The organism is Staphylococcus sp. NAM3COL9 (assembly GCF_001431205.1).
GTDB lineage: Bacteria > Bacillota > Bacilli > Staphylococcales > Staphylococcaceae > Staphylococcus.
Genome location: NZ_LGPC01000014.1, coordinates 366,252 through 379,009, shown reverse-complemented (window position 1 = coordinate 379,009; position 12,758 = coordinate 366,252). Strand labels below are relative to the sequence as shown.

13 protein-coding genes are annotated in these 12,758 nt (G+C 33.4%); 12 read left to right on the top strand and 1 reads right to left on the bottom strand.

Translation table 11 applies throughout. From position 1 onward, the window contains the following. Window positions 1-56: 56 nt before the first annotated feature. Window positions 57-806, bottom strand: coding sequence for a MurR/RpiR family transcriptional regulator (locus tag ACA31_RS08960; RefSeq protein ID WP_057512983.1), 750 nt, complete (start codon window positions 804-806; stop codon window positions 57-59). Window positions 807-1,034: 228 nt separating this feature from the next. Here ACA31_RS08960 and ACA31_RS08955 point away from each other — a divergent pair, with 228 nt between their 5' ends. From ACA31_RS08955 to argS, 12 genes are all read left to right on the top strand, one after another. Further along, window positions 1,035-2,117 (top strand): Gfo/Idh/MocA family protein, encoded by a 1,083-nt coding sequence (locus tag ACA31_RS08955; RefSeq protein WP_057512982.1) that lies wholly within the window; start codon window positions 1,035-1,037, stop codon window positions 2,115-2,117. An 18-nt stretch (window positions 2,118-2,135) separates the two neighbouring features. Continuing rightward, window positions 2,136-2,852, top strand: a complete 717-nt coding sequence (locus tag ACA31_RS08950) for a ThuA domain-containing protein (RefSeq protein ID WP_057512981.1) — start codon at window positions 2,136-2,138, stop codon at window positions 2,850-2,852. A 28-nt stretch (window positions 2,853-2,880) separates the two neighbouring features. Next, a complete protein-coding gene (locus ACA31_RS08945) occupies window positions 2,881-3,918 on the top strand; it encodes a Gfo/Idh/MocA family protein (RefSeq protein WP_172793168.1) in 1,038 nt (345 codons plus the stop codon). 30 nt (window positions 3,919-3,948) lie between these two features. After that, complete coding sequence (locus ACA31_RS08940; RefSeq protein WP_057512979.1) at window positions 3,949-4,917, top strand: sugar phosphate isomerase/epimerase family protein; 969 nt, start codon at window positions 3,949-3,951, stop codon at window positions 4,915-4,917. Between the two features lie 247 nt (window positions 4,918-5,164). Next, a complete protein-coding gene (locus ACA31_RS08935) occupies window positions 5,165-5,506 on the top strand; it encodes a DUF1450 domain-containing protein (protein ID WP_057512978.1) in 342 nt (113 codons plus the stop codon). 442 nt (window positions 5,507-5,948) lie between these two features. Then, entirely contained in the window at window positions 5,949-6,884 is a 936-nt protein-coding gene (locus tag ACA31_RS08930) for an aldo/keto reductase (RefSeq protein WP_057512977.1), read from the top strand. Window positions 6,885-7,148: 264 nt separating this feature from the next. Continuing rightward, complete coding sequence (locus ACA31_RS08925) at window positions 7,149-7,691, top strand: flavodoxin family protein (protein WP_057512976.1); 543 nt, start codon at window positions 7,149-7,151, stop codon at window positions 7,689-7,691. A 135-nt stretch (window positions 7,692-7,826) separates the two neighbouring features. Next, complete coding sequence (locus tag ACA31_RS08920; protein ID WP_057512975.1) at window positions 7,827-8,306, top strand: GNAT family N-acetyltransferase; 480 nt, start codon at window positions 7,827-7,829, stop codon at window positions 8,304-8,306. A 17-nt stretch (window positions 8,307-8,323) separates the two neighbouring features. After that, window positions 8,324-9,640 (top strand): HD domain-containing protein, encoded by a 1,317-nt coding sequence (locus tag ACA31_RS08915; RefSeq protein WP_057512974.1) that lies wholly within the window; start codon window positions 8,324-8,326, stop codon window positions 9,638-9,640. A 158-nt stretch (window positions 9,641-9,798) separates the two neighbouring features. Then, window positions 9,799-10,311 (top strand): YwhD family protein, encoded by a 513-nt coding sequence (locus ACA31_RS08910; protein ID WP_057512973.1) that lies wholly within the window; start codon window positions 9,799-9,801, stop codon window positions 10,309-10,311. Between the two features lie 242 nt (window positions 10,312-10,553). Beyond that, window positions 10,554-10,967, top strand: a complete 414-nt coding sequence (locus ACA31_RS08905) for a DUF1934 domain-containing protein (protein WP_057512972.1) — start codon at window positions 10,554-10,556, stop codon at window positions 10,965-10,967. Further along, window positions 10,967-12,634 (top strand): arginine--tRNA ligase, encoded by a 1,668-nt coding sequence (gene argS, locus ACA31_RS08900; RefSeq protein ID WP_057512971.1) that lies wholly within the window; start codon window positions 10,967-10,969, stop codon window positions 12,632-12,634. Before ACA31_RS08905 ends, argS begins: the two co-directional genes overlap by 1 nt. Window positions 12,635-12,758 lie beyond the last annotated feature (124 nt).

The following is a 12,758-nucleotide window of genomic DNA, read 5'->3' as shown; positions in this document are numbered from 1 at the left end:
TAAATATGATGTAAAACCAACCAGTATCGTTGTTTTACATCATATAATTTGTATCATTATTTTGAAATTTTGTAGTTGTGATATGTTCTAGCGATAAAATCAAAAACGACATAATATGGAGTGAAACTATAATATTCCGTGTTATTAAAAAAATGCATTGGCGCGCTGTTGACATAAATATTGAAGGCGGCATTTTTTGCAATATAGTTGTCATGCAATGTCGTGATGGAGACGTAATGCAATTCACGTGATTTAATGAGTTGGATAGGTTCTTTTAAATTTCTAGTTTCACCAGATAAAGAAATGATGAAAAGTAAATCTTCTGGTGACATTTGATCTATGGCTAAGCGCAATTCATTTTCATCATTAACTACAATAGAACGTTTAGAGATAGAAAGCATATGACGTTGAGCTTCCCGTGCCACATTTTGCTGAGCCATACCTGTGCCGAATATATAGACGAAAGGTGCAGCTTCTAATAAGTGGTTTAAAAGGTTATAGTCGAACATTTCAAGGTGTTCTACAGTTCTTTGCACATCTTCGACAATCGGATCAGTGTTTGCTAAATGTGGTGGTTGCGCATTGTTTTCCATTTTTAAGTAAAACTTAAAGTTGCTATAACCTTCAAAGCCCATCTTTTTAACGAGTCTATGAATCGTTGAGATGGAAGTATGCGTCAGTTTACTTAAATCATGTATTTTCATAGCTGACATGTCATCCATGTTTTGACGTATGATATTGATGATATGTAAATCATTTTCAGTTAACTGTTCAAAGTATTTATTTATAAGATGATCAAGTACCATATGTGTGGATTCCACCTATTCATTGGAAAATTTTCCGGAATTTGAAAATATATTCTAATGTTAATATATAAAATCTAAATACGTCAAATTTATTGGTGTTTTTAACATTGTATTTTAATATGGAATTAAGTATTAAGCTTTTAAATGTAATAAAGTTTAAATTTAATACGAGTTTTTGTAAGCGTTTACTTTAAAAGGTGGATAAATTTAATATAAAGGGATGAGTCTATGAATGTGAAAATTGGAATAATTGGATGCGGTGGTATAGCTAATGGTAAGCACTTACCAAGTTTAGAAAAAATCCCAGAAGCAACTATGGTCGCTTTTTGCGATATAGACGTAGCGAAAGCTGAATCTGCAGCAGCAACTTATGGTATAGACAATGCGGCAATATATGAAGATTACAAACAATTACTCGAAGATGAAACTATAGAAGTAATACACGTGTGTACGCCTAATAATACACATAAGGATATTACAGTTACAGCATTAAATGCTGGTAAACATGTGATGTGCGAGAAGCCAATGGCTAAAACTTCAGACGAAGCGCGCGAAATGATTGATGCTGCAAAGCGAAATAATAAAAAATTAACGATTGGTTATCAAAATAGATTTAGAGCTGACAGTCAACATCTTCGAAAAGTGACACAACGTGGAGACTTAGGAGATATTTATTATAGTAAAGCTCAAGCAATTCGACGTCGTGCAGTTCCTACATGGGGTGTGTTCCTAGATGAAGAGAAACAAGGAGGCGGACCATTAATTGATATTGGTACACATGCCTTGGATTTAACCTTATGGATGATGGATAATTATGAGCCAGAGTCTGTTATGGGATCTACTTTTCATAAATTAGGTAAACAAGAAAATGCAGCAAATGCTTGGGGGTCATGGGATCCAGATAAATTTACTGTTGAAGACTCAGCATTTGGCTTTATTAAGATGCGTAATGGCGCAACGATCATCTTAGAATCAAGTTGGGCACTCAATTCTTTAGATGTAGACGAAGCGAAATGTGCATTGTCAGGAACTCACGGTGGCGCAGATATGAAAGATGGTTTGCGTATTCATGGTGAAGCATTTAGTACTTTATATACATCTCAAATTGAAGTAGATAATGCAGGCGTTGATTTTTATGAAAGTGAAAAAATCGATGAAGCTGAAGCAGAAGCGCGTGCTTGGATAGATAATATTATTCATGATACTGAACCAGTCGTAAAACCTAAAGAAGCATTTATAGTGACTCAAATATTAGAAGCGATTTATGAATCTGCAAAAACAGGAAAAGCGGTATATCTAAATAATCATTAATCAAAGGGGATCTTACTATTGAATATTACAATTTGGAATGAATTTCGTCATGAACAAGAAAGCGCTGAAGTAAAAAAAGTTTACCCAGAAGGTATTCATAAAGCACTGGCTTCTTTTCTAGAGAGTGAACACCAAGTTAAGACGGCAACACTAGACGAACCTGAACATGGTCTGACAGAAGATGTATTAACAAACACAGATGTATTAGTTTGGTGGGGGCATAAAGCACATGATGAAGTCGATGATGTCATTGTAGAAAAAGTGAAACAACGTGTGTTGGATGGCATGGGGCTTGTTGTGCTACATTCTGGACATTTCTCGAAAATTTTCAAAAACTTAATGGGTACCACGTGTGATCTTAAGTGGAGAGAAGCAGATGAAAAAGAAAGATTATGGGTAGTTGATCCTTCACATCCTATTACTGAAGGCTTAGATTCATATTTTGAATTAGAAAAAGAAGAAATGTATGGAGAACATTTTGATATTCCTGCACCTGATGAAACAGTATTTATTAGTTGGTTTGAAGGCGGAGAGGTCTTTAGAAGCGGAGCGACTTTTAAAAGAGGTAATGGCAAAATATTTTATTTCAGACCAGGTCATGAAAGTTACCCGACATATTATAATACCAACATCCAACAAGTTATCAAAAATGCTGTGAGATGGGCATGCAATACCAATACACCGAAACATCAGTATGGCAATGCTCAACCGTTAGAGGAAATAAACGAAAAATAAGGTTGGGAGTTTGATTACTATGGAGTATATGGAAAAATTGAAAATCGGCATTATTGGTTGTGGTGGTATTGCGCAAGGCAGACATATTCCAGCATTTCAAAATTTAAGCCATCTTGCTGAAATTGTGGCACTGCAAGATGTTAATCAAACATTAGCAGAAACAGTAGCGGATAGGTTCGCAATTGATACAGTGTTTAAAAATTATGAAGCTATGTTTGAAAAGGTTGATGCTGTAGCTATTTGCACCCCAAATAAATTTCATGCAGAAATCACCATTGCTGCTTTAGAAGCAGGTGTGCATGTATTTTGTGAAAAACCAATGGCGATGAATCAATTAGAATGTGAACAGATGGTTAAAGCTGCTAAGCATGCTGGCAAATTATTGGCTATAGGCTATCACTATCGATTTACGGATGCTGCAATTACTGCAAAAAATGCCGTGGATGATGGCGTTGTTGGTGATGTGCTTGTCACACGTGTACAAGCTTTACGTAGAAGAAAAGTACCAGGTTGGGGTGTGTTTACAAACAAAACATTGCAAGGTGGTGGCAGCCTGATTGATTACGGATGCCACTTGCTAGATTTGTCATTGTGGTTATTAAAAGATGTTGAACCCGTTGAAGTGATTGGCAAAACATATAACAGACTAAGTAAAACACCGAATCAAATAAATGACTGGGGAGAATTTGATCATGAAACGTTTGATGTAGATGATCATGTCTCGAGCTTTATTACTTTTGAAGATCATTCAACGTTGCAATTTGAATGTTCCTGGTCAGCAAATATTAAAGAAGATACAAAACACATGAGTATTTCAGGTGTGGACGGTGGTTTAAGTTTGTATCCTTTTGAAATTTATCAACCACGGTTTGGCACATTTTTTACAGAGCAAGCTGATGCAGAACATGATGAGGAAATTGCTGCTCAGAGACAAGCGCTTAATTTTGTCAACAGTTGTCTAGGGCATGAAGTGTTAGTGGTACAACCTGAACAAGCACAAAAAATTAATGTGTTAATGGATGCAATATATCAGAGCAGTACAGAAGGACATAGTATTCGATTGTAACGTTTTAAAATTTTGAGGAGGGTTTAATTTATGAAAATTGGTGTGTTCTCAGTATTATTTCAAGATAAAAATTTTGAAGAAATGTTGGATTATGTAGCCGATGCGGGCGTTGACATGATTGAATTAGGTACTGGAGGTAATCCAGGTAATCAATTTTGCCCTTTAGATGAATTATTAGAAGATGAAAGTAAAAGAGCTGAATATCTAGAAAAAATTCAGCAACGTGGTTTAGGCATTAGTGCTTTCAGCTGTCACAATAATCCCATTTCACCAAATCAAGATAATGCACAAGATGCGCATGATACTTTGTTTAAAACAATAAAATTAGCGGCATTATTAAATGTACCAGTAGTTAATACTTTTTCAGGTGTAGCTGGCTCGGATGAAACAGCAAAATATCCCAATTGGCCGGTAACGCCATGGCCAACAGCCTATTCTGAAATATTAGAATGGCAATGGGAAGAAAAACTGATTCCATATTGGAAAAAAGCAGCATATTACGCAAAAGAACAAGGTATCAAAATTGCGATTGAACTACATGCAGGATTTTTAGTACATACACCTTATACTTTATTGAAATTAAGAGCAGCAACAAATGATGCGATTGGTGCTAATTTAGACCCTAGTCACTTGTGGTGGCAAGGTATCGATCCAGTTGCAGCAATTAAAATTTTAGGTCGTGAAAATGCAATTCACCATTTTCACGCTAAAGATACATACATTGATCAAGAAAATGTGAATATGTATGGTCTGACGGATATGCAACCTTATGATAATGTACAAACACGTGCCTGGACATTTAGAACTGTAGGCTACGGTCATAACCCTCAAGTATGGGGCGAAATGATTAGTACATTAAGAATCAATGGCTATGACTATGTCATTAGTATCGAACATGAAGATCCAATCATGTCGATTGAAGAAGGTTTTACTAAAGCAGTAAATAACTTGAAATCAATTAATATAGCAAACCCTGCACCAGATTTATGGTGGACTTAAAAGTCGATGAAGTGAACTTAGTATGCGAACATTAAAGCATCTACTAAGTTCACTTTTTTTATTTATAAGACAATTTAAATCAAGTCATAATAGGCAAACATATAATTAAAAACTTGAAATTTTCACTAAATAGAGTAAAATAATTAGAGTTGTAAATACAAAATGAACTGCAAATGCGTGCACATATACATATTAAATAAGTATTGGATTTTTGAGTCTGTATATTACTAGAAAGGTGAGGGTGTAGTTGCAAAATAAGTTTCTGATTTGTGATGATTGTCAGGGTGTAGATTGTAAATCATTAGAAAAAAAGCTGACGAAATTAGACCATGAAGCTGAAATAGAGATTGGTTGTCAGTCTTATTGCGGGCCTGGTAGACGAAAAACATTTGCCTTTGTTAATAACCGTCCGCTCGCTGCACTAACAGAAGAAGAACTCATGGAAAAAGTAATGAAACAGTTACAAAAATCGAGAGATCCAGAAGAAGAAGAGCGTTTGAGACAGCGTAATGAACTACGTAAACGCCGTAAAGAAGAACAAGATAGAAAATTGAAAGAGAAACTCGCACAGCGAAAAAGTGTGAAATAAAAGTAGTGTTTATATTGAGAAGATTTGAAAGCGAATCAACGGCAGTGAGACTTATGAATTTAAGTTGCACTGCTGTTTTTTGTATTTTTTATGGAAAATAGTGATAGTCTGGCCCAAGCAATTTATTTAATAAATTAGAACTATCATGATAAATTTTATGAAGATAGTATTATATTTGAATTGTTTGTTGATATAAGTAAGGAAATGGTTTGAAAATACAATTTATTTATAAAACAACTCATAAAATGATCTGAAAAGGGTAAATACAAATTATGACGTTAGTGAAGCATTAAATTTTAATCGTTTTGTACATCGATTTTTAGACTTTGATTTATTAAAGTGTGTATAGATGTACAATTTTGTTGCGAGGCTAATGAGAATAAATATAGAAATCGTATTTTAAAATACGTAATTCATATTTTATATAAGGAGCTGAAGAAGTTTGGCGGAAAAAGTACAATTAGGTAAATCAGATGTTAAAGTATCACCCATTGCTTTAGGAACAAATGCGGTAGGTGGTCATAACCTTTACAATAATTTAGATGAAGAACAAGGGAAGGAAACTGTACGTACAGCAATTAGAAACGATATTAATTTATTAGATACAGCATTTATCTATGGACCAGAACGTTCAGAAGAGCTTGTTGGAGAAACGGTGAAAGAATTCACTAGAGAAGAATTTGCGATAGCTACAAAAGGCGCACATTATTTTGATGAAGACGGAAATGTACAAATCTCTAATGATCCGCAATTCTTAAAAGAACAAGTATCACAAAGTTTAAAACGTCTAAAATTAGACTATATTGATTTGTATTATATTCATTTTCCAGATGAATCAACACCTAAAAATGAAGCCGTTGCAGCTTTAAAAGAACTCAAAGACGAAGGTAAAATAAAAGCGATTGGCGTTTCGAATTTTAGTTTAGAACAATTGAAAGAAGCGAATAAGGATGGCTATGTAGATGTCGTTCAAATGGAATATAATTTATTGAATCGTAAAAACGAGAAGATTTTTGAATATACTTCAGAAAATGATATTACATTTATTCCATATTTCCCATTAGTATCTGGTCTTTTAGCTGGTAAATATACAGAAAACACTAAGTTCGATGATCTTCGTGCTAAAAATCCAGAGTTTCAAGGTGAAAGATATCAAGAAAACTTAGAAAAAATAGATCAACTCAGAGTAATTGCAGATAACCATAGAGTAGATGTAGTACATGTTGTATTAGCATATTATCTTACTAAACCATCATTAGATGTGATTATTCCAGGAGCCAAACGACCAAATCAAGTTGTAGATAATTTAATAACCCTTGATTTTAAATTAACAAACGAGGAAATCAAAAAAATCGAACAATTATTTCCAATAGAATAATAACATTATAGTAGATGAACCACGTAGCGTTTATCTACTTTTTATATTTATAAACTTTAAATCCTAAAAATATAGATAAATAGTATGTTGGAAAAGTACTATTTTTGAGAAAATAATTTAATTTATTAATGTATTTTCATTTATCTGTTTAATAATTACATTATTTAGTGTAGGATTATGAATTAAGTTTACCTAAATAATGAAAATGTATAATTATAAAGTTCAACAGATATATTATTAATTTAGTAGTAGAAGGAGATTATTATGATCACAGTTTTATTCGGGGGCAGTCGACCAGAGGGAAATACTGCTTATTTAACTAAGGCGGCCATAGCAGGATACGACTACAAATGGATAGATTTAACACAATATCAATTAAATCCAGTTAGGGATGTAAGACATGATAATAAGATAATAGAATCATATAATGACGATTATAAAGAGATTATTGATAAAGTATTAGCAAGTGACACGATTATTATTGCTTCACCGGTGTATTGGTATAGCTTATCGGCATCGGTAAAAGCATTTTTCGATCATTGGTCTGAAACATTAATGGATCCGAATTATAAAAATTTTAAAGAAGAAATGGCAAAAAAAGATTTTAGATTAATCATCGTTGGTGGGGATTTCCCGAAAGTAAAAGGGAAACCATGTATCACACAAGTGAAATATAGCTTAGAATTTGTGGGTGCAACGTTATCAGGTTATATTATTGGTACTGCTGAAAAGCCAGGCGATATTGAAAAGGACGTTTACGCATTAAAACGTGCACAAGAATGGCAACAAACATTAGGTGAAAAGTAAATATATAAAAGATAGTTTGGACAAATGATTTATGTTGTTCAAACTATTTTTAATCTAGATAGATAAAGTATTTTGAATACTAAAATTATGTTATAATGTAGCTATTATTACCTATCTAAATAGGGGGAGAGCAACATGCATAAAGTAAGAAAAGCAACTGTAGAAGATGTTGTCAGTATCAGAGATGTAGCAACAAAAGCTTGGTATAATACGTATTTAAATATTTATGCAGCTAAGACAGTGAATGAATTGTTGGCTGCTTCATATAATGAACAGCATTTGCTTAAACGTTTGGAAGATCAATTATTTTTAGTAGTCGAAGCAGATGAAAATATTATCGGTTTCGCTATATTTATTTATGGTTCTGAATTATTCTTGTCTGCACATTATGTGAGCCCGTCATGGCAACACCATGGTTATGGCTCTAATCTCTTATCTGAAGGCATTAGATATTTTAAAGATGAATATAATGAAGTTTATCTAGAGGTAGATAATAAAAATGATGAGGCTATGACGTTCTATCAACAAAAAGGTTTTGAAAAAGTACGCTCATACACACATGTAATGTACGGTGAAGCAATGGACTTAGCATTGTTACGTAAGCCATTAAAATGATCTGTAAAGTATAGGGTATGAATAGGAGGACTACATTGATATTTACAACTTATGCTACACAAAAGTTACCTGAAGAAAAAGTTTTTAAAGATCCGATTCATAGGTACATTCATGTCAGAGATCAAGTGGTTTGGGATTTAATCAAGACCAAAGAATTTCAACGCTTACGTCGTATTAAACAGTTAGGTACATTATATTTATCATTCCATACGGCAGAACATAGTAGATTTGGGCATTCGCTCGGTGTATATGAAATTGTACGTAGATTGATTGATGATTCATTTGATGGTCGAGAAGCGTGGAATAATGATGACAGACCCTTAGCATTATGTGCAGCATTGTTACATGATTTAGGGCATGGACCATTTTCACATAGTTTCGAAAAAATATTTAACACGGATCATGAAGCTTTTACACAAGCGATTATTACGGGACCAACTGAAGTAAATGAAGTATTGAAACGTGTCTCAAATGATTTTCCGCAACAAGTTGCAGATGTAATTAATAAAACGCATGAGAATAAATTAGTGATTTCTATGATTTCATCACAAATTGATGCAGATAGAATGGATTATTTACAACGTGATGCGTATTTTACAGGTGTATCTTATGGTGAGTTTGATATGGAACGTATCTTAAGATTAATGCGGCCGTCTAAAGATGAAGTGCTTATTAAAGAAAGTGGTATGCACGCAGTAGAAAACTTTATTATGAGTCGTTACCAAATGTATTGGCAAATTTATTTCCACCCAGTAAGTCGAGGTGGTGAAGTACTATTAAATAATTGTTTGAAACGCGCAAAGCAGTTATATGAGGAAAACTATACATTTAAAATGCATCCGACAGATTTCATACCGTTCTTTGAAGAGTCTATGACAATTGAACAATACGTGGATTTAGATGAAGCGGTGGTATTGTATTATTTGAAAGCATGGGTGAAAGAAGATGATGCAATCTTAAGTGATTTATCGCGTCGTTTTATTAATCGTGATTTATTTAAATATATGCCGTTTGACGGTTCTATTATTACAATTACAGAATTAACCGATTTGTTTATACAAGCAGGTATAGATCCAAATTATTATTTTGTAAGTGAGTCGTTCTCGGATTTACCATACGATTATGATAGACCAGGGTCAGATAGACAACCTATTCATTTATTGCGCCGTAATGGTGAAATACGTGAAATTAGTAGTCAGTCATTAATCATTCATAGTATTACTGGTATAAACAGAGAGGATTATAAATTATATTATCCTAAAGAGTTTATTACTGAAATTAAAGATGAAAATATAAGCAATGCGATTATCAGTATTTTAAACGAATTAAATTAGCGATTCACCAATGCTGGTAAAGTATCGGCAATTAAAATGTCGTTTTGAATACAACTTTTAAAAACCATTTAAGTATACATGAGGCATATTGGGGTTTTAAAATAGAACGTAGTTATTGCAATTAATTATGAAACTTATTTTATTGGAGGTGTTTGCTAGTGGCTGAAAGCAAAGGTTTTAAATTTAACATCATTAAGAATGATCCACTAGATGGACATAAAGGCACGAATATCGGTTCAATCAGTTTAGATAACGTAGCGCCTGTCTTTATTGATGTTCAAAATAAAGAAGCCTTTATTGATATTGGTGGTATGCATGCGCGCGCAAGTGTAGAAAAAGGTGTTAAGTGGATAAAAGAAAAAGAAGTCGTTGAAGGTGAAGAGGCTAAAGAGTATTGGTTGTGCTGGGTTACAACTGAACGAGGCGAAAACGGTCCGTACTATGCAGGTGTCACAGGCTGTTATTTAATGGTGAACAAAAGTATTCGTAGAGGCTATAAAAGTATGCCGGAACACGTCAACATGATGGATAAATCTATGAAACGTCAAATAGAAATTGAACACATCGGTGAAGAAAACAAACAAGTTTTAAAAGATTTTCTTAAAGTACATGATATTGAGATGTGGAATAATTCTGAACAAACATTGCATGATGCATTAGATACTAAGTAAATTTAATGTAAGTAACATCTAAGACATTTTGTTTTTAGATCAAGTAGACAGCCGAATTGTTTGAATTCTGGCTGTTTTATTATGTGAATTCAACTTAGTTCTAAGTGTTGCATGTAAAAAGAAATTTATACTTTCAGTTAGTATGAAATTAACGTTTTGAAAATTGTTTCCGCAACTGTATTGCTTATTTCAAGTATGCTATAATAGTTTGTATTATTTTAAAGATTAGGGTGAAATGCACATTGGAAAACAATGTTAATATCCAGACGAAGCAAATTGTTAAACAATTTGATAATAAAGAGAAATTTTCGCAAAAAACACAAGGATCTTGGCAAAAACGCAATGCTGAATTTATCCGATATCAAGAAGAAATTAATGATGTGACTGTAAATGTGACGGTGAAAATTGAGAAATCAGGTGTCAAAATCATTCGCAACGGTGAAATTAAAATGATTCTTCATTTTGTTGAAGGTGAAGATACGATTACTTTATATGAAATTAGTGGCGGACGCATTCCACTCACGGTACGTACACATTCCATTTTACATTTTGTTACTCCTGATGGTGGCAAATTGAAAGTACATTATGATTTAATTCAAGATGAAGAGAAAATGGGATCTTATCAATATGAAATTACTTATAAGGAGACACCATAATGAACATAATTGATCAAGTTAAACAAACGTTGGTTGAAGAAATTAATAACAGTATTCAACAAGCACAACTTGCTGATACGAGTGAAATTCCAGAAATAAAGATAGAAATTCCTAAAGATAAAAGTAATGGTGACTATTCAACAAATATTGCAATGGTCTTAACAAAAATAGCAAAACGCAATCCACGTGAAATCGCACAAGCTATTGTAGATAATTTAGATACAACAAAAGCTAAAGTAGAAAAAGTAGCTATCGCAGGACCTGGGTTTATTAATTTTTATTTAGACAATTCGTACTTAACTGCAATCATTTCTGAAGCAATGGATAAAGGTGACAAATTTGGCCATACTGAAGAAGCTAACGGTAAAAGTATCTTAGTAGAGTATGTTTCTGCAAACCCAACAGGAGACCTACATATTGGACATGCGCGCAATGCAGCAGTTGGAGATACGTTGTCCAATATCTTAGAAGCAGCAGGCTATCAAGTAACAAGAGAATACTATATCAACGATGCTGGTAATCAAATTACGAATTTGGCGCGCTCAATTGAATCACGCTATTTTGAAGCGCTGGGTGATGATTCTTTTGAAATGCCAGAAGGTGGTTACCACGGCAAGGATATCATTAATATTGGTAAAGATTTAGCTGACAAACAACCTGAGTTAAAAGACCTTTCAGAGGACGGACGTATAAAAACGTTTAGACAATTAGGTGTCGATTATGAAATGGAAAAATTAAGAAAAGATTTGTCTGATTTCAATACACACTTTGACAGTTGGTTTAGTGAAACATCTTTATACGAAAAAGGCGAAATTAAAAAAGTCTTAGATAAAATGACAGAACTTGGCTATACGTACGAACAAGATGGCGCAACGTGGTTACGTACAACTGATTTTAAAGATGATAAAGATAGAGTATTAATCAAGAAAGACGGCAACTACACTTACTTCTTGCCTGATATCGCTTATCATTTTGATAAAATAGAACGTGGCAACGATGTATTAATCAACTTATTTGGTGCAGACCATCACGGTTATATTAACCGTTTGAAAGCATCGTTAGAAACATTTGGTGTAGAAAATGACCGCCTTGAAATCCAAATTATGCAAATGGTTCGATTAATGCAAGATGGACAAGAAGTGAAAATGAGTAAACGTACAGGTAATGCAATTACGTTACGTGAAATTATGGATGAAGTCGGTGTAGATGCTGCACGTTATTTCTTAACAATGCGTAGCCCGGATACACATTTTGATTTTGATATGGAACTTGCGAAACAAGAATCTCAAGATAATCCAGTGTATTATGCACAATATGCACATGCACGTATTTGTTCGATTTTGAAACAAGCTGAAGATAGAGACATTAAACCTTCAAAAGAAGCGGATTATTCATATATAACAAATGCAAAAGCAATTGATTTATTGAAAAAAGTAGCTGAATTCGAAACAATGATTGAAAGTTCAGCAGTTCAAAGAGCACCTCATAGAATTACGAATTATATTCAAGAGTTAGCTTCTCACTTCCATAAATTCTATAATGCGGAAAAAGTATTAACAGATGATGTTGAAAAGACAAAAGCGTTAATCGCGCTTATTAATGCAGTCAAAATCACAATGCATAATGCATTAGATTTAGTTGGCGTTAATGCACCAGAATCTATGTAAGTAAAAGTCTAAAGTGATAAGATTCAATTAACGAGAGTGAGTAATAGATTTGTATGGATTAGATAGTTTAACAACTTATCCAACAACAAATCGTTGCTCGCTCTTTTTTAAAAATAAACTAACT